General features: G+C 63.9%; 20 protein-coding genes. 12 read left to right on the forward strand and 8 right to left on the reverse strand.

Translation table 11 applies throughout. From position 1 onward, the window contains the following. Positions 1-25: 25 nt before the first annotated feature. Together FNB15_RS07115 and FNB15_RS07120 are read right to left on the reverse strand one after the other, a co-directional pair. A complete protein-coding gene (locus FNB15_RS07115) occupies positions 26-817 on the reverse strand; it encodes an ABC transporter permease (protein WP_144068038.1) in 792 nt (263 codons plus the stop codon). 8 nt (positions 818-825) lie between these two features. Then, positions 826-1701: an ABC transporter ATP-binding protein gene (locus tag FNB15_RS07120; protein WP_144068039.1), complete on the reverse strand. Its 876-nt coding sequence runs from the start codon at positions 1699-1701 to the stop codon at positions 826-828. 367 nt (positions 1702-2068) lie between these two features. Here FNB15_RS07120 and FNB15_RS07125 point away from each other — a divergent pair, with 367 nt between their 5' ends. Beyond that, positions 2069-2419, forward strand: a complete 351-nt coding sequence (locus tag FNB15_RS07125; RefSeq protein ID WP_144068040.1) for an ArsR/SmtB family transcription factor — start codon at positions 2069-2071, stop codon at positions 2417-2419. A gap of 55 nt (positions 2420-2474) precedes the next feature. Here the strand turns inward: FNB15_RS07125 and FNB15_RS07130 are convergent, their stop codons facing one another. Next, a complete protein-coding gene (locus FNB15_RS07130; RefSeq protein WP_144068041.1) occupies positions 2475-2738 on the reverse strand; it encodes a hypothetical protein in 264 nt (87 codons plus the stop codon). 361 nt (positions 2739-3099) lie between these two features. Between FNB15_RS07130 and FNB15_RS07135 the strand changes: the two genes are divergently transcribed. The 8 genes from FNB15_RS07135 (at position 3100) to FNB15_RS07170 (ending at position 8534) form a co-directional block, all read left to right on the forward strand. Beyond that, a complete protein-coding gene (locus FNB15_RS07135; RefSeq protein ID WP_144068042.1) occupies positions 3100-3747 on the forward strand; it encodes a DUF938 domain-containing protein in 648 nt (215 codons plus the stop codon). A gap of 19 nt (positions 3748-3766) precedes the next feature. After that, on the forward strand, positions 3767-4861 hold the full coding sequence (locus FNB15_RS07140) for a metal-dependent hydrolase (protein ID WP_144068043.1): 1095 nt from the start codon (positions 3767-3769) through the stop codon (positions 4859-4861). Between the two features lie 234 nt (positions 4862-5095). Next, positions 5096-5314 (forward strand): hypothetical protein, encoded by a 219-nt coding sequence (locus tag FNB15_RS07145; RefSeq protein WP_144068044.1) that lies wholly within the window; start codon positions 5096-5098, stop codon positions 5312-5314. 10 nt (positions 5315-5324) lie between these two features. After that, on the forward strand, positions 5325-5555 hold the full coding sequence (locus FNB15_RS07150) for a hypothetical protein (protein ID WP_144068045.1): 231 nt from the start codon (positions 5325-5327) through the stop codon (positions 5553-5555). Positions 5556-5621: 66 nt separating this feature from the next. Beyond that, positions 5622-5978: a hypothetical protein gene (locus tag FNB15_RS07155; protein ID WP_144068046.1), complete on the forward strand. Its 357-nt coding sequence runs from the start codon at positions 5622-5624 to the stop codon at positions 5976-5978. 139 nt (positions 5979-6117) lie between these two features. After that, a complete protein-coding gene (locus FNB15_RS07160) occupies positions 6118-6342 on the forward strand; it encodes a hypothetical protein (RefSeq protein ID WP_144068047.1) in 225 nt (74 codons plus the stop codon). A gap of 306 nt (positions 6343-6648) precedes the next feature. Next, positions 6649-6978 carry a hypothetical protein gene (locus tag FNB15_RS07165; RefSeq protein ID WP_144068048.1) on the forward strand — a complete coding sequence of 110 codons (330 nt, stop codon included), beginning with the start codon at positions 6649-6651 and terminating at the stop codon, positions 6976-6978. 215 nt (positions 6979-7193) lie between these two features. Further along, complete coding sequence (locus FNB15_RS07170) at positions 7194-8534, forward strand: hemolysin family protein (RefSeq protein WP_144068049.1); 1341 nt, start codon at positions 7194-7196, stop codon at positions 8532-8534. A 468-nt stretch (positions 8535-9002) separates the two neighbouring features. Here FNB15_RS07170 and FNB15_RS07175 read toward each other — a convergent pair whose 3' ends face one another. The 3 genes from FNB15_RS07175 to FNB15_RS07185 all read right to left on the reverse strand — a co-directional run bounded on the left by FNB15_RS07175 (position 9003) and on the right by FNB15_RS07185 (position 11915). Next, positions 9003-10238: an EAL domain-containing response regulator gene (locus FNB15_RS07175; RefSeq protein ID WP_144068050.1), complete on the reverse strand. Its 1236-nt coding sequence runs from the start codon at positions 10236-10238 to the stop codon at positions 9003-9005. A 112-nt stretch (positions 10239-10350) separates the two neighbouring features. After that, entirely contained in the window at positions 10351-11097 is a 747-nt protein-coding gene (locus FNB15_RS07180) for a phosphatase PAP2 family protein (RefSeq protein ID WP_144068051.1), read from the reverse strand. A 185-nt stretch (positions 11098-11282) separates the two neighbouring features. Beyond that, positions 11283-11915, reverse strand: a complete 633-nt coding sequence (locus FNB15_RS07185; protein ID WP_144068052.1) for a peroxidase-related enzyme — start codon at positions 11913-11915, stop codon at positions 11283-11285. A gap of 103 nt (positions 11916-12018) precedes the next feature. On the opposite strand from FNB15_RS07185, the gene FNB15_RS07190 reads away from it, so the two are divergent. From FNB15_RS07190 to FNB15_RS07200, 3 genes are all read left to right on the forward strand, one after another. Next, the gene (locus tag FNB15_RS07190; protein ID WP_144068053.1) at positions 12019-12438 is read left to right on the forward strand and encodes a four-helix bundle copper-binding protein; all 420 of its coding nucleotides are present in this window, start codon (positions 12019-12021) and stop codon (positions 12436-12438) included. A 173-nt stretch (positions 12439-12611) separates the two neighbouring features. Continuing rightward, positions 12612-12953, forward strand: coding sequence for an ArsR/SmtB family transcription factor (locus tag FNB15_RS07195; RefSeq protein ID WP_144068054.1), 342 nt, complete (start codon positions 12612-12614; stop codon positions 12951-12953). Continuing rightward, entirely contained in the window at positions 12950-13846 is an 897-nt protein-coding gene (locus FNB15_RS07200; RefSeq protein ID WP_144068055.1) for an SRPBCC family protein, read from the forward strand. Before FNB15_RS07195 ends, FNB15_RS07200 begins: the two co-directional genes overlap by 4 nt. Positions 13847-13923: 77 nt before the next feature. Here FNB15_RS07200 and aroC read toward each other — a convergent pair whose 3' ends face one another. Both aroC and fabI read right to left on the reverse strand, forming a co-directional pair. Further along, the gene (aroC, locus tag FNB15_RS07205) at positions 13924-15033 is read right to left on the reverse strand and encodes a chorismate synthase (RefSeq protein WP_144068056.1); all 1110 of its coding nucleotides are present in this window, start codon (positions 15031-15033) and stop codon (positions 13924-13926) included. A gap of 9 nt (positions 15034-15042) precedes the next feature. Beyond that, positions 15043-15885: an enoyl-ACP reductase FabI gene (gene fabI / locus FNB15_RS07210; RefSeq protein ID WP_144068057.1), complete on the reverse strand. Its 843-nt coding sequence runs from the start codon at positions 15883-15885 to the stop codon at positions 15043-15045. Positions 15886-16118 lie beyond the last annotated feature (233 nt).

Below are 16118 nucleotides of genomic sequence, written 5' to 3' on the forward strand. Positions count from 1 at the left end.
GGTCGTTTCCTCCTGGTGTTTTATTTTACGTGGTTTTGGCTGTGGTGTCCGGCCGCCAGACCAGCAGCCGGTTTTCAATACGGGTGACAATGGCATCCAGTATGATCACGACGATGGTCAGGATCAGCATGCCCGAGAAGACGCCGGTGACGTCAAACACGCTTTCGGCTTCGTGAATCTTGTAGCCCAGCCCCGCCGACGAGCCGAGATACTCGCCCACCACGGCGCCGATCAGCGCGAAGCCGACGCTCGTGTGCAGCGAGGAGAACATCCAGGTCAGCGCCGCCGGCCAGTAGACATGGCGCAGCAGCTGGCGCTCATTCATGCCCAGCATGCGGGCATTGGCCAGCACGGTGGGGCTGACTTCCTTGACGCCCTGGTAGACATTGAAGAAGACGATGAAGAAAACCAGCGTGAAGCCCAGCGCCACCTTCGACCAGATGCCAAGGCCGAACCACAAGGCGAAGATCGGCGCCAGCACCACGCGGGGCAGGGCATTGGCCGCTTTCACATAAGGGTCGAACACGGCAGCCAGCAGTTCGCGGCGGGCAAAGGCGAAGCCGACAACAATACCGGCGCCGGCGCCGATGCCAAAGGCGAGCACGGTTTCCAGCAGCGTGATGCCGAGATGGCGCCAGAGCGTGCCGCCGAGGATGTCTTTCCAGGTGCGCGCCAGCACATCCAGCGGCGTGGAGAAGAAGAAGGGCGCAAACAGCGGCTTGCCGTTGGCCATCGGCACGGTGGTGAGCAGATGCCAGGCCACCAGGAAGGCGACGCCGACCAGAACCTGCAATGCGACCAGAGTGGAGCGTTTCATGCCGTTCTTCATTGCGGCTGGGCCTCTTCACCCTGGGAATAGGCCTTCTGCACTTCGACGCGCAAGCTCGCCCAGATCGCCTTGTGGATGGCGTGGAACGCCGGCTCGGTGCGGATTTCGGCAATGTCGCGCGGCCGCGGCAGCTCGACGCGGAAATCGCCGACGATGCCCGCCGCAGGTCCGGCCGACATCACCACCACGCGATCCGACAGCGCAATGGCTTCTTCCAGGTCGTGCGTCACGAACATCACGGCCTTCTTATTGGCGGCCCACAGATCGAGCAGCAAATTGCCCATGATCTGCCGGGTCTGCGCATCCAGCGGGCCGAAAGGCTCATCCATGAGAAGGATCTGCGGATCGCGGATCAGCATCTGCGCCAGCGCGACGCGTTTGCGCTGTCCGCCCGACAGCATGTGCGGATAGCGCTGCGCGAAACCCTTCAGGCCAACGCGGGCGAGCCAGTCCTGCGCACGCTTCAGCGCTTCGGCACGCGGCACACCCTGCGGTTCGAGTGCGACAGCGACATTGTCGATCGCGGTCTTCCACGGCATCAGCGCATCGGCCTGGAACAGATAGCCCGCTTTGGCATTCAGGCCCGACAGACCTGCGCCCTGGATATCGACACTGCCGGCCGACGGCTTCAGCAGGCCGGCGGCGGCATTCAGCAAGGTGGATTTGCCGCAGCCGGTCGGGCCGACGACCGAGACGAATTCACCTGGCGACACCGTCAGGTCGATGTTGCGGACCGCGCAATGCTGCTCGCCGGTCTTGAGCTCAAAGGTGATATCGAGGCCGCGCAGGCCGACATCGGGCGTGGCGGCTGAAGCGCCGGACGCACCCTGGACGGCGAAGGCGGGGGCTGATGCAACAGAGCCCTGAGACAAAAGATTTCCTCCAAAAACGGTCCGCGTCTTGGCGCGCGGCGAAACCGCAACCCTAACGATTGCGGCGGTGCGAGGTAAAGCGCCGGGGGCGGATCAGTGCATCGCTTTCGACTCGTTTTGCTTCGTTTTGGTTCGTGGCTGTTCGTACGTGTTCGCTGGCGTTCGTACGGGTTCGTGGCGCTTCGCGCGGGTTCGTAGCGGTTCGGAGGGCTGAATGCGGGAGTATGCACGCTCGTATTTTGAGAACAATATACGAACATATAGGTCGAATGCGGCGGTTTCCGAGCCCTCGCTTGACGATGGACTGTTGCGGCTTATGCTTAACTCATAGGTTAATTAACCGGATGGAAAAGGGGAGAGTGCCGCCATGCCTGCCGCCGTCACCAGGGCCGATCCGCTCAGCACCACCTTTGCCGCCCTGGCCGATCCGACCCGGCGCGCGATCCTGGCGCGCTTGAGCCAGGGCGATGCCTCGGTCGGCGAACTGGCCGCGCCGTTCGCGATGAGCCAGCCGGCGATCTCGAAACATCTGAAGGTGCTGGAACGCGCGGGCCTGATCACGCGGGGCCGCGAGGCGCAGTGGCGGCCGTGCAAGCTGGACGCCGCACCCTTGCGCGCGGCCAACAACTGGCTCGAACATTATGCGGCTTTCTGGTCCGGCAGTTTCGACCGGCTCAAGACGCTGGTGGAAACCTCGCCGGACGACGGCAAGGCGTAAGCACCGCACCCGGGCGGGAGCGACATCGACTGGAGTGAATGGCAACGCCCGCGCCTTATACCGCGTGCAGCATCACCTGGCCTGCGCCGGCGGTCAGCCGGATGGCGCCTTCGGCCAGCCGCACGCGTTCCATCGCATTGTCGATCTGGCGGTCGTCGATCAGGGTTTCGCCGCGCGCGATCAGCGTGCGCGCGGCATCGCGGTTCGTGGCCAGGCCGGCCAGGACGAGCAGCTCCGCCAGCGAGACGCCTTCGGCGAGATGGGATTTCTGCAGCGATACCTGCGGCAGATCAGCGAGAATAGTGGTTTCGGTAGTCATGATGGTCTCCAGTTTGATGGCTTTCCTGAAGCCGTCGGGTCGGAGACCCTGAGTCAAGAACCGCAAGCCGCCGACCTCGGCGGCTGCAATGGTTCAGACAAAACCCTGCGCGCCGCCCGTATGGGAGGAGATAAACCAATAATAATAGTTGGCCGCGTGGATCATGGCGGCGATTAAAGCGAAGCGGATCGCCGCCGTCAATCGCCTTGTGAGCCGGCGAGCGATTGTGTGATGGCGGTAACGTTGGCTCTGTCCATTGCCCCTCTTTGTCATGCCCGGGCATGACACGGATGTTGGTCAAGGTTGGGGATGACACGGGGGGCGGTTTCCTTTGTCACCCCTCAGTCTTAGTTTGTGACCCATGACAGCGACCCCCGACACTCCCAGACCCGATCCGCGCCGCCATATGCCGGCCACCCTGCGCAACCGCGATGCCATCCTTGCGGTGCTGCAGGAGACCCTGCCGCGGCAGGGTGTTCTGCTCGAGATCGCCAGCGGCAGCGGCGAGCATGCCGCCTTCATGGCGCCGCAGCTCACACCGCTGGTCTGGCAGCCGAGCGATTATGAGGCGGAGAACCTGCCGTCCATCGACGCCTATGCCGGTGACAGCAGGATCGCAAATGGGGGCTCCGGCAACATCCTGCCGGCGGTGCAGCTGGATGTGACGCAGCCGTCCTGGCCGGTGCAGGCCGGCATCGCGGCGCTGCTCTGCTGCAACATGATCCATATCGCGCCCTGGGCAGCCGCCGAGGGGTTGTTCCATGGTGCTGCGATCATCCTGACGAAGAACGCGCCGTTCATTCTCTATGGTCCGTTCCGTCGCAACGGCGCACATACAGCGCCGTCCAATGCTGCCTTCGACGACAGCCTGCAAAGCCGCAACGCAGACTGGGGCGTGCGCTGCCTCGACACTGACGTTCTGCCGCTGGCGCAACGAACTGGTTTCGTGCTGGAACGTATCGTCGAGATGCCGGCCAACAATCTCACTGTTATATTCCGCAAGCTGTAATTTTCCGAAAGACGTAAGAATGGATAGCGTCACGCAGATTCTGTTCGGCGGTGTGATCGCCGCAGCCGGCTTCCGTGCGCAGCTCGGCCGCGGCGCGGTGATTGCCGGCGGCGCGATCGCCACCTTGCCAGATCTCGATGTGCTCGCCGATCTCGTCACCGAACCCTCGGTGATCAATGTCTGGCTGCATCATCGCAGCATCACGCATTCTTTCCCGGTGACACTGATCGCAGGCGCTGTCATCGGCGCCGGCATCTGGGCGGTCGAGCGCCGTGTGCGGCGGCGTCCGCGCATCCTGCCGAAAGACGCGCTCGACGATGCAGGTCGACGCAGCGCATGGATGTGGCTCGGCGCGCTCTCTGCCGTCACGCATCCGCTGCTCGATCTTTTCACCTCCTATGGCACGCAGCTGCTGGCGCCGTTCAGCATGGCGCGCTTTGCCGTCAACGCGATGCCGATTATCGATCCATTGTATTCGCTGCCACTGCTGGCGGTGTTTCTCTTTGCGCTGCTGACGCGCCGCCATGTTGATACGGCACAGAGCATGGCGCAGCTGGTGCTGCTGTATGTCGCGCTCTACACCACGATGGCCTGGGGCGTCGGCCGTCACATGGAGGATCGCGCGCGCGAGGAACTGCGCGCGAGTCATCCGGCCGCTGCGGCGGCGGCGCGTGTCGATGCCTATCCGGTGATCTTCCAGATCTGGTGGCGACGCATCGTGGCCGATCTGCCCGATGAAATCCTGGTCGGTTTCGCCTCGCCGTTTCGCGATGCGCCGATCGAATGGACGCGCATTCCGCGCAGCGAGAACGGCCCCGGGCAGACGCCGGCGCTCGATGCGATCCAGTCGACCTACGAAGCCCGCGTGTTCCGCTGGTTCGCCGATGGCCGGCTGCACTGGCGCCAGCTGCCGCAGGACTCCGGCGGCTTCATCTTCGAGGCGCGTGACTATCGTTACGGCCTGCCGGGCGAAAGCGTGCTGGGCTTCTGGGGCCTGCGCTTCCGCACCGATGCGCAGGGTCGCATCACCGCACCGCTGACGCCGCTGGCGGAACGCCCGCCGTTCAGCCGCGCCGCGCTGGAAGAGTTGCGCGACGGCGTGCTGGGACGCTGATCTGCGGTGTCGCTTCGTTGCAAAAATCCACGATTGGCGCGGGTCTGTAAATAATAAGTGTGCGTATTTCAAGTATTCGTAAATATAGTTACCAGCGATTACAGCGCATTACATAGTAAAACGGGCAATTACTTCTTGAATAAGGCATTGTTTTTATTTAATTTCTGGCTAAATCCCAAATAAAGCGTATGGTCGCGCTGGGCATATTCCTGCCCATCAGAAAGCGTGATTTTCATGACGCAGACCCAGACCCAGACTCCCCAGAAGCAGAATTCTTTCGCCGCGCTCGACCAGAAGGTCGCTGACGGCATTGCCGCCGACAAGGCAGCGACCCAGCCGCAGCCCGCGCTGCAGCAGGGCCCCGACAAGCCGGCGGTCCAATCGCAGCAGCAGGCCCAGGCCGAGCCGCAGAAGCAGCCGGACGCTGCCGCCAAGCCCGTCGCCCAGTCCTAACAGGCGCAGGATGCGAGATGCCGTTTCAGCAACGCATGTCGTCTCCGTCCTGCCCTCGTCGGTCCGTCACTGGACCGACGGCGGCATGGTCGGCGATCTGCCGCTACATGTCCTTCTGGCCGATGAGGTCATGGAGGCTGTTCTGCGCAGCGCCGGCCATACCGCGGCGACGTTTCTCCAGCAATGGCGCGGCTTTGCGACAGTCTCGTCCGCCGGCATGGCGCCCGCGATGGCAGCCTAGCGTCGCGCTCACGACCCCGCCGGTGCCATTTTTATCCGCCGCGAACCTGCGGCAAAGGAGTCAGTCATGACCACCATGCTCGACCGAAAAACCAGTTGGCAGGATCGCCTCGCCTACCAGTGGGGTGTGCTGAAGCCATTCGCGCTGGTTCTCGCGCTCGGCCTCGTCGCCGGTCCGCTGATCTCGAACTACATGGGCTGGCAGGTCACTTCCGGCGCCGCCAATCGCGAGAACCACGCTGTTGCCGTCCGGCAGCAGGCGATGGTCTGCGACGCGATGGCGCGCAGCGACACGCCCAATGCATCGACGCTCGACTGGGGCGCGCGTCGCAGCCTGGCCGAGAAATTTGCCGTCATGCCTGGCCGCCAGGAGGCGGAGTCCGGCGTGGCGATGGCCTGCAGCGAGATGCTCGCCAGGCCCTGATTCTGCCGTCCGGACGCGCGATGCGGCGCTTTGCCGCCGCGCGCGAGGGCGAATTCCCACCAGATCGGGCCGAAATCTGCTATACTATGCGCATCACACCGCCCCGGCTCAGGCCACAGCGCAATAGGAGCCGCTTTTCATGACAGCCCGCAGACAACAGGCGGAACTCGACCGCCATCGCGCCGAACTGCGCCAGGAAACCATGCAGCAGCGTCACCAGGCGTCGGTGGATGCCGCGCGTGACGCCGAGGACGTGCGTGCCGCCGAAGCTGAACGCGTGACGGAACTGCGCAATCTGCGCCTTGCCCGCGATGCCCGCAAAGCCGGTGTTATGGCTGCCAAAACTGCGGCCGAGCAGGCCTGATGGCTGGTCGCACAAGTCTTGTAATCGTGCGGGTACACACCATATAATTATGTGACGTAAGTTGACTGCGCGGCCAGCGAAGCTGCGCTGTAAGAAGTGTTGAGCACTTCTACGTCCAAACCTGTGTCTGACATTTCGGCATCCACTGGTTGCCGGTTTTGCACAGTCCTTCCCGGCGCGTTTCACCGCATTTCCATGTTCGATGCGGATTCAAGCCTTGTCTTCGCGCCGTTTTCTCCGATGAGCACCTCACTGCATGGTTCGCCATGCATGGATCAGGTGCAGTTTGACTGGAGGCCATACGCCATGACGGCACGAACGATTACATCCGCTGATGCCCGCGCCCGGGCCGAACAGCGTTTTCAGAAAACCGCGCAGCGCGAGCGTGACGCCGAAGCCTCGGAGAAGGCTGAAGCCGAGCGCCGCAAGGCCACGGCGGCGAAGATGGAACATCTGCGCAAGCTGCGCATGGCCCGCGAAGCCGGTGAACCCGCGCCGGACCAGGCCGAGCTCGACGCCGAGAATGTCAAACGGCGCGCGGAACTGCTCGGTCTCGACAAGCCGGCGCCGGCCAAGCGCAAGCCGAGCATGCGGCCGAAGAAGACCGCGCCGGCCGCCTTCGATGCCAACGCATAATCCCTGTGTGAATTCATAGGCATACAAGCATAAGCGGGGCCGGCCCTAGCCACGGGGCCGGCCCCTGCCTTATAGTGCCGCCGCTATGCCAGACCGACCTAGCCTGGGCGCCACGCCCGCCAGCGGCACCCGCGACTCCGCGGATGCCGCTCCCGAAAATCCCCCGAGATTGCCGGCCTCTTTCGCCTCCGGTGTTCAATATGTGCGAGGACTGCATGTCCCTCGCCATTGAACTGCTGCTGATCGTCGCCCTGATCCTGCTCAATGGCGTGCTCGCCATGTCGGAGCTGGCGGTCGTGTCGGCGCGCAAGGCGCGTCTCGAAGCCATGGTGCGCAAGAAGGGCCGCAGCTGGCGCGGCGCACGGCTGGCGCTCACGCTGGCCACGGAACCGGGCCGCTTCCTGTCGGCGGTGCAGATCGGCATTACGCTGGTCGGTATTTTCGCCGGCGCCTATTCGGGCGCCACGCTGGCCGAACGCCTCACCGGCTGGATGATGCTCACCTTCAGTTTCGAGCGCACGCTCGCCGAACCGATCTCTTTCGCTATCGTCGTCAGCATCGTCACCTATCTGTCGCTGATCATCGGCGAACTGGTGCCCAAGCAGCTGGCGCTAAAGAATGCCGAAGGCATCGCCAGCGCGATGGCGCCGGTGCTGAACCTGCTGGCGAAGATTGCCGGGCCGCTGGTCTGGCTGCTCGATATCTCGTCGCAGGCCGTGCTGCGCCTGCTGGGCGCGGGCAGCGGCAATGCCGACGCGGTGACGGAAGAAGAGATCCATCATCTCGTCGCCGAAGCCGAAAGCGCCGGCACCGTCGAGCCCGCCGAACGCCTGATGATCGCCGCCGTGCTGCGGCTGGGCGACCGCCCGGTGCGCAGCGTGATGACGCCGCGCCACGATCTCGACTGGCTCGACCTGTCGCTGCCGCATGAAGAACAGCTCATGCGTCTGCGTGAGACCACGCATCTGCTGCTGCCCGCCGCGCGCGGCTCGATCGACGAACCGCTCGGCAGCGTCAGCGTGAAGGATGTGCTGAACCTGCTGCTCGACAGCGGCCGCGATGGCCTGGCGCAGGCCGGCATCGCCAGCTTCGTGCGTCCGGTGCCTGCATTGCATGAAAGCGCCGATCTGCTCGAGGCACTCTCGCTGCTGCAGAAGTCGCCCGCCGGCATGGCGTTTGTCGTCGATGAATTCGGCAGCCTCGAAGGCGTGGTGACGGCGAACGACATTCTCGAAAGCATCGCCGGCAATTTCGCCTTGCCCGATGGCGAGGATGTGCCCGGCGCGGTTCAGCGCGAGGACGGCTCCTGGCTGCTCGATGGCCTGCTGGCGCGCGACGCATTCGCCGCACAGCTCGGCATCACGCTGCCGGCGCAGGAAGACGACTACCACACGGTGGCCGGCTTCATGCTCGCGCGCTTCGGCCGCCTGCCCGAGACCGGCGACTATGTCGAATGGAACGGCTGGCGTTTCGAGGTGATCGACATGGACGGTCGCCGCATCGACAAGGTGCTGGCACAGCAGGTGACGATCACCGACGGCGCGCACGACTCTTAGGTCGTTCAGCGTATACATCGCCGCGACGATGCCATTGCCTTCTGTGAGGCAGCCTCAAAAACGTTCTTGTATGACAGGGCTGCCCTGGCGTGCGGGCAAAAAAAGGGGCCGCATCGAAATGCGGCCCAAGTCTAGGGAGGAAACGCCCGAGAAGGGCATACAACAAACCCGGAGGCCTGTTGCAACGCACAATCTAAAGAAACGACGTGTGCAGCGCAAGAGGAATTTTGGGCCAGATTGTCGCACCAGTGATTTCAATGACTTGTGTAATTTTCTGATTCAAATTCCCGGAGTCTGCGACAGATTGTTTGCTCACATTCTATTGTGCAAGTGCGAATAAGATCAGAGTGTTGCGCCCGGAACACAGGCAGCCGTTTTTCCAGGCATTTTTTAGGCAATGCCGATTCCACAGTCAGCTGCGCTAACGGCCGGATCGTGTGAAGTTTTTATGTGATTAAACCCGGCCGGTCAGACACGCCGGCTGAGCCAGGCGGCGATCCAGCCTGGCAGGCTCTCGGGCTTGATCGGTGCGGAGATGAAATAGCCCTGCGCGATGTCGCAGCCCAGGGCGGCGGCGCAGTCCCAGTCGGGCTGGTTCTCGATGCCCTCGGCCACCGTGGTCATGCCGAGCTTGCGCGCCAGTCGCACGGATGAGCTGACGATGGCGCGCGCCGCCTGGTCCGTGACGGCCATGCCGACGAACTGGCGATCGATTTTCATTTCCTCGAAGGGAAACCGCTGCAGCTGTTCGAGCGAGGAATAGCCGGTGCCGAAATCGTCGATGGCGAGGTTGAAGCCTTTCAGCTTGAGTCGCGTCAGCACCTCGAGCGCCGCGGTCTGGTCTTCGATCAGCCGGCTCTCGGTCACTTCCAGCACGAGGTCGGCGGGCGTCAGGCCGTGTTCGCTCACCGCTGCTGCAATGCGCTGCGGCAGATCGAGCCGTGTCAGATTCGCGGTGGAAAGATTCACCGCCATCTGCAGGTGCAGACCTTCAGCGCGCCACAAACCGGCGGCGCGCAGTGCCAGCCCCAGGATCGCCTCGAACAGCGGCTCGGCGGCGGCGCCATTCTCGGCAAGCGGAATGAACTGCCCGGCGCCGATCACGCCGCGCTGCGGATGACGCCAGCGGGCCAGTGCTTCGACGCCGATCGGCTGGCGCGTCTGCATCGACACTTTCGGCTGCACCATGATCTCGATCTGGCCCAGACGAATGCCATCGAGCAACTCCGCTTCGCTCAAGGGTTCGGCAGTGTTGATCACGGCTTTCGCGCCGCCCAGGCTCAGTTTGCGCAGCAGGTCGGCGACGGCGGCGTCGGTCAGCGGCTTTTCGACGAAGCCGAGGATGTTGAGATTGTGCGCGCGCGCCAGCGTCTCCGCAGTGCGCAGCACGCGCGCGGACTCCGCGCTGAACAATGCGATCTGGCCTTCATAGCCGCGATCGGCGAGATGACGCAGCACCTCGATGCCGTCCATGCCGGGCATGTTGAGATCGAGCAGCATCAGGTCGCAGGACAGCGATGCCGCTGCCAGGCGATCGAGGGCGGCGAGCGCCGTGCTGCCGTCGTCGCAGGTTTCGACAATGCCGATGCCCTGCGCGCGCAGCATGGCCGAGGCCATCTCGCGCATCAGCTTCATGTCGTCGACCACCAGCACGCGCAGGCGGGCCGGATCGATGACGGCAGCGGTAGTTTCAGCAGCTGACACGATGCTACTCTCGGCTGCCGTCAGGGCAGGGTCAAGAAAAAGTGCGTGTCCGTGCTTGGACTTAGGTCGCGCCTGAAAGCGGGCCGTGTCTTACAGGACTGTCGCCCGTGTCTCAGCTCCGATCCCCGGCCTGATCGTCCGGCGATGGTGCCGATTCGCCTTCCAGCTCGCCGCGGCGCTGCAGCAGCACGGCGAGTGTCCAGCACACCGCCGCCCAGGCGCTGCCGATCATCCAGCCGCCGAGCACGTCGCTGGGCCAGTGGACGCCGAGATAGACGCGGCTGAGGCCCACCATCAGCGTCACGGACGCCGCCAGCAGCAGCAGGAAGGCTTTCAGCCGGTGCCGGCTTTCACTGCGCGCCAGCAGGGCTGCGAGCGTGAGATAGACGATGGCGGTCATCATCGCATGGCCGCTCGGGAAGCTGGCGGAATAGACCGTCATGCCATGTGGCACCAGGTCGGGTCGCGGCCGGTCGAAACCGAGTTTCAGCAGCGATGACAGCAGCTGGCCGCCACTGATGGCGGCGAAGAGAAAGAGTGCCGTCCGCAGCCGCCGGCGCAGCAGCAGGTAGATCATGCCGGCCAGTGTGATGAAGGTGAGCGGCCCGGTGCCGCCGAAGGCGGTGATGTCGCGCATCAGTTCCTCGAACCAGCGCGGCCCGAGCGGATCGGAGGCATCCTGCGGATTGCGCAAGGCGAACAGCAGGCGGCTGTCGATGTCATGGACCTCCCCCTCCAGCACTTCATCCACCAGCGCGACGAAGCCCCACAATGCTGCGGCGGCGAGGCCGGGCAGCACCAGCAGCGGCAGTTCAAACTTGCCGAGGCGGGTGAAGAGGGAAGAGAGAAGATGGGGCATGGTCAGGCGTCAGACCATCATGCCGTGGCGAAACTATGACGTGGCGAGGCACTCATACAAGACTCGTCATGGTCGGGCTCGACCCGAGCATCTCAGCCAGAACTGTGAGAGATCCTCGGGTCAAGCCCGAGGATGACGTACCTGTATGGAGAGTGGCCGGCATTTAGAATGACCGGATGCAGGCCTCACCGGAACGCGCCGTGATACTCGTCGTTCGGATTCATCTCGATGGCGGCGGCCATGCGGTTGCTCATGTTGAAGAAGCTGGCTGTTGACGCGATGTCCCAGATGTCCTTGTCGCTCCAGCCCGCCTTGCGCAACGTCTCGCGATCCGATTCCACGATCTTGTCCGGGCGCTCGGTCAGCTTGGCGGCGAAGTCCAGCGCGGCGCGCATCTTCGGCGTCAGATCGGCGACGCGGTAGTTCATCACCATCTGCTCGCCCAGCTTCGGATCGCCCGACAGCTGGCGCACCGCCGCGCCATGCGCGGTCAGGCAGTAGAAGCAGTGGTTGATGCTGCTGACCGCCACCGCGATCATTTCGCGTTCGAGTTTGCTCAGGCCGCTCTCGCCCAGCATCAGCTCGTTGTACATGTCGGTGAAGCCGCGCAGCTTCTTCGCGTCGAAGCTGTAGCTCAGCAGCACGTTGGGCACGAAGCCGATCTTCTCGTCGCATTTGGCGAAATAGGCCTGCGTCGCCGGATCCAGCTTGTCGCGCGCCGGCACCGGAATCTTCAGGGCATGCGCTTTTTGGGCATGCGTCTTCGATGCCTTTTTCGCGGCGGCGGGTTTGGCGGTTTTCTGCTTCGGCTTGGCCATGGATCGGTCCTCCTGATCTGACAGCAGACTAGGGCCAAGTCTGGCCGGAACAAAGAGTTGGGATCAGGGGTTTCAGCGGCAGTCGCAAATGTGGAGAGGGGCCATGCATACTCAGATGATGATCCAGACCCATCCAGACGTGGATGGCGACATCCAGGCCGACCAGGTACTGATCGATTGCATCGAGGCCTGCTTCGACTGCGCGCAAACCTGCATCGCCTGCGCCGATGCCTGTCTGGCCGAAGACGAGGCGCATCACCTCAAGCAGTGCATCCGGCTCGATCTCGACTGCGCCGATATCTGCGACACGGTGGCGAAAGTCGCAACGCGCCGCACCGGCAGCAACATCACCACACTGCGCGTGCTGCTGGCCGCCTGTGCCGAGGCCTGCCGCGTCTGCGCGGAAGAATGCGAGAGCCATGCCGACATGCATGAGCATTGCGCGATCTGCGCCGAGGCCTGCCGCCGCTGCGAGATGTCGTGCCACGCGATGGCCGACCTCGCGTCGCCGCTGATGCAGTGACCACGACGTCGCCCGGCCTTTGGGCCGGGAACCCATTACCCCTGTGAAGGCGAAAATGGGACCCCGGGTCAAGCCCGGGGTGACGGCGGAAGCACCCTGGTTCATCGGCAAAAACTTAGCCACTTGGCGAAGTTTCGCTTGCGGCGTCGTCGAAACCGGCTATAGTTAGCCGTATGGCTAAGCATGATCCTGATCTCTCGCTCCTCTTCCACGCGCTCGCCGATCCGACCCGCCGCTCGATCCTGACCCGGCTTGCGGACGAGCCTGCGCGCGTCACCGATCTGGCCGGGCCCACGGGACTGCGCCTGCCCACGGTGATGCGGCACCTGTCCGTGCTGGAGGAGGCGGGGTTGATCTCGACCTCCAAGGAGGGGCGGACACGGACCTGCGCCCTCGTTCCGGAAGCGCTGGACCCGATGCGGACATGGCTGGAGGACCAGCGGGCGATCTGGGAAGCCCGACTCGACCGGCTGGATGCATTTGTGATGAACGTGATGAAGGCGCAAAAGGAATGACTCGGACAGCAAATGACCCGGCAAATCGCTTTGCAACTCTGACCTTCGCGCGCGACATCGCCGCGCCGGTCTCGGTGCTGTGGCAGGCCTGGACCGCCCCGGCCGCGCGCAAGGTCTGGGCTGCGCCCACGCCCGCGGTCACCGTGGAGTTTCTGGAAGCCGACACCAGGGTGGGCGGGCGCGAGGTCTCGCTCTGCAAGGTCGAGGGGCAGCCGGATATCCGCTGCGAGGTTGGCTGGCTCGACTTGCAGCCCATGCTGCGCAGCGTGAATTACGAAGTGGTGTCATGCGAGGACGTGACGCAATCGGTTGCGCTGGTGACGGCGGAAGTCTCAGGTACGGACCAGCGCAGCCGGCTGGTCGTGACGGTGCAGCTGTCCTCGCTGGCGGAGAATATGGAGACGGGATACCGGCAGGGTTTTGGCGCCGGGCTGGACAATCTGGCAAATGCTGCTGAACGCACCATGGTGCTGGAGCGCGTGATCAAGGCGCCGCGGCGCCTCGTCTGGGGCGCGTGGATGAACCCCGAGACGCTGCCGCAATGGTGGGGGCCGGACGGATATTCCTGCCGGACAACGCGGATCGATCTGCGCGCCGGTGGCGAATGGGTCTTCGACATGATCGGGCCGGATGGCACGGTCTATCCGAACCACCATCGTTACGGCGAGGTGCACGCCGAAGAACGACTCGCCTACACGCTGCATTGGGGTGAGAACGGGCCGAAACATGCCGATGCCTGGGCCTTGTTCGAGGATCAGGGCGGCGCCACAAAGGTGACGCTGGGCATGGTGTTCAACACGGCTGACGAATTCCAGGCGGCGAAGGGCTTCGGTGCCGTGGAACTGGGGCTGCAGACGCTCGGCAAACTAGAACGCTTCGTCACATCCCGCTGACAGGCGTCGACATCGCACGAACTGTCATGCCCGGGCTTAACACAGCGGGTTCAGGGCGAAGTGGAGAGTGTCGCGCCTCAGCGCGGATCGAACCCGCTCTTGAAACCGCCGACCTGGCCGCGATGGCGCAGCAGATGGTCGGCCAGAACCAGCGCCAGCATCGCCTCGCCGACCGGCACCGCGCGGATGCCGACGCAAGGGTCATGGCGACCCTTGGTCATGATCTGCGTCTCGGCGCCGAAGCGGTCGACCGTGGTGCGCGGATTGAGAATGGAAGATGTCGGCTTCACGGCGAAGCGCACCACGATCTCCTGGCCGGTCGAAATGCCGCCGAGGATTCCGCCGGCCTGGTTCGAGGTGAATTCGGGCGCGCCGTTGTTCAGCTTCATCTCGTCGGCATTCTGCTCGCCGCTTAAGGCCGCCGAGGCGAAGCCCGCGCCGATCTCCACGCCCTTCACGGCATTGATGCTCATCATCGCCGCAGCAAGCTCGGCATCCAGCTTGCCGTAGATCGGCTCGCCGAGGCCGGCGGGAATGCCGCTGGCGCGCAGCTCCACGACGGCGCCGACCGACGACCCCGCCTTGCGGATGCCGTCGAGATAGTCTTCCCATTCCAGCGCCATTTTCGGATCGGGACACCAGAAGGGATTCTGCGTCACGCTGTCCCAGTTCCAAATGCTGCCGTCGATGGTCTTTTCGCCGATCTGCACCAGCGCGCCACGCAACTGCACCTGCGGACCGATCAGGGTCTTCAGCACCTGCCGCGCCACGGCGCCGGCCGCCACACGCGATGCGGTTTCGCGCGCAGAACTGCGCCCGCCGCCGCGATAGTCGCGGATGCCGTATTTGCTCCAGTAGGTGAAGTCGGCATGGCCGGGACGGAACTTGTCCTTGATGTCGCTGTAGTCCTTCGAGCGCTGGTCGACATTCTCGATCATCAGCATGATCGGCGTGCCGGTGGTCAGGCCCTCGAAGGTGCCGGACAGGATTTTGACCGTGTCGGGTTCCTGGCGCTGCGTCACGAACCGCGAGGTGCCGGGCTTGCGCTTGTCCATCCAGTCCTGGATATCGGCTTCGGTCAGCGGCACGCGCGGCGGCGCGCCGTCGATCACGCAGCCCAGCGCCGGGCCGTGGCTTTCGCCCCAGGTGGTGACGCGAAAGAGTCGACCGAAGCTGTTATCCGACATGGCGTCTGTTTACTCGGCCTTTTTGCCGAGCGAGAGCAGCAGTTCGGCCACCTGCGCCGACTGGTCGGTCGCCACCATGCCCACGGCATGATAGCCGCTGTCGACATGATGGGTTTCGCCGGTGACGCCGGAGCCCAGGTCGCTGAGCAGATAGAGGCCGGCGCCGCCGACCTGTTCGATGCTCACATTGCGGCGCAGCGGCGCGTTCAGTTCGTTCCACTTCAGGATATAGCGGAAGTCGCCGATGCCGCTGGCAGCCAGTGTCTTGATCGGGCCGGCTGAAATGGCGTTGACGCGGATGCCCTTCTTGCCGAGATCGACGGCGAGATAGCGCACGCTGGCTTCAAGTGCTGCCTTGGCCACGCCCATGACGTTGTAATGCGGCATCACGCGCTCGGCGCCGTAATAGGTCAGCGTGAGGGCCGAGCCACCGTCGGTCATCAGCTTTTCGGCGCGCTGCATCACGGCAGTGAAGCTGTAGCAGCTCACATTCATGGTCAGCGCGAAATTATCGAAGCTGGTGTCGACGTAACGACCCTTCAGTTCGTTCTTGTCGGAAAAGCCGATGGCATGCACCAGGAAGTCGATCTTGCCCCAGGCCTTGCCCAGCGTGTCGAACACGGAATCGATCGAGGCGGCATTGGTGACGTCGCATTCCAGCACATGTTCGGCGCCGATAGTGGCGGCCAGCGGACGCACGCGCTTTTCCAGCGCCTCGCCCTGGTAGGTGAAGGCCATCTCTGCACCCTGGTCGTGCAGCGCCTTGGCGATGCCCCATGCCAGCGAACGGTCGTTGGCGACGCCCATGATCAGGCCACGCTTGCCTTGCATGAGCGGTTGCGGTTGCGACATGAAATCCTCGGAAACTGAAAGGGCGGGAGAAAGACTGGGCCGGGAGAGTACCCGAAAGGGCCGGCCCCGCCAAGGCCGATAACCCTTTTACTAACAATGACTTGTGGGTAAATCCGCCGGTCGCCCGGTCAGTTGGGCGGCCTGCGGGTGACGGGTACCGGCCCGACCGGCAGAGCGGTCAAGGTGGGCGGCGATCCGCCGTTTTACGCGCAGCCGGCCGTTCCCGGCCTGCG

Origin of the sequence: Ferrovibrio terrae, from assembly GCF_007197755.1 — a bacterium.
Taxonomy (GTDB): Bacteria; Pseudomonadota; Alphaproteobacteria; order Ferrovibrionales; family Ferrovibrionaceae; genus Ferrovibrio; species Ferrovibrio terrae.

What these genes read in the sequence shown, in the direction of transcription:
- FNB15_RS07115 (WP_144068038.1), bottom strand. Translation starts at nt 817, where the DNA reads ATGAAACGCTCCACTCTGGTCGCATTGCAGGTTCTGGTCGGCGTCGCC.
- FNB15_RS07125 (WP_144068040.1), top strand. Translation starts at nt 2,069, where the DNA reads ATGCCTGCCGCCGTCACCAGGGCCGATCCGCTCAGCACCACCTTTGCC.
- FNB15_RS07130 (WP_144068041.1), bottom strand. Translation starts at nt 2,738, where the DNA reads ATGACTACCGAAACCACTATTCTCGCTGATCTGCCGCAGGTATCGCTG.
- FNB15_RS07135 (WP_144068042.1), top strand. Translation starts at nt 3,100, where the DNA reads ATGACAGCGACCCCCGACACTCCCAGACCCGATCCGCGCCGCCATATG.
- FNB15_RS07140 (WP_144068043.1), top strand. Translation starts at nt 3,767, where the DNA reads ATGGATAGCGTCACGCAGATTCTGTTCGGCGGTGTGATCGCCGCAGCC.
- FNB15_RS07145 (WP_144068044.1), top strand. Translation starts at nt 5,096, where the DNA reads ATGACGCAGACCCAGACCCAGACTCCCCAGAAGCAGAATTCTTTCGCC.
- FNB15_RS07150 (WP_144068045.1), top strand. Translation starts at nt 5,325, where the DNA reads ATGCGAGATGCCGTTTCAGCAACGCATGTCGTCTCCGTCCTGCCCTCG.
- FNB15_RS07155 (WP_144068046.1), top strand. Translation starts at nt 5,622, where the DNA reads ATGACCACCATGCTCGACCGAAAAACCAGTTGGCAGGATCGCCTCGCC.
- FNB15_RS07160 (WP_144068047.1), top strand. Translation starts at nt 6,118, where the DNA reads ATGACAGCCCGCAGACAACAGGCGGAACTCGACCGCCATCGCGCCGAA.
- FNB15_RS07165 (WP_144068048.1), top strand. Translation starts at nt 6,649, where the DNA reads ATGACGGCACGAACGATTACATCCGCTGATGCCCGCGCCCGGGCCGAA.
- FNB15_RS07170 (WP_144068049.1), top strand. Translation starts at nt 7,194, where the DNA reads ATGTCCCTCGCCATTGAACTGCTGCTGATCGTCGCCCTGATCCTGCTC.
- FNB15_RS07180 (WP_144068051.1), bottom strand. Translation starts at nt 11,097, where the DNA reads ATGCCCCATCTTCTCTCTTCCCTCTTCACCCGCCTCGGCAAGTTTGAA.
- FNB15_RS07185 (WP_144068052.1), bottom strand. Translation starts at nt 11,915, where the DNA reads ATGGCCAAGCCGAAGCAGAAAACCGCCAAACCCGCCGCCGCGAAAAAG.
- FNB15_RS07190 (WP_144068053.1), top strand. Translation starts at nt 12,019, where the DNA reads ATGCATACTCAGATGATGATCCAGACCCATCCAGACGTGGATGGCGAC.
- FNB15_RS07195 (WP_144068054.1), top strand. Translation starts at nt 12,612, where the DNA reads ATGGCTAAGCATGATCCTGATCTCTCGCTCCTCTTCCACGCGCTCGCC.
- FNB15_RS07200 (WP_144068055.1), top strand. Translation starts at nt 12,950, where the DNA reads ATGACTCGGACAGCAAATGACCCGGCAAATCGCTTTGCAACTCTGACC.
- aroC (WP_144068056.1), bottom strand. Translation starts at nt 15,033, where the DNA reads ATGTCGGATAACAGCTTCGGTCGACTCTTTCGCGTCACCACCTGGGGC.
- fabI (WP_144068057.1), bottom strand. Translation starts at nt 15,885, where the DNA reads ATGTCGCAACCGCAACCGCTCATGCAAGGCAAGCGTGGCCTGATCATG.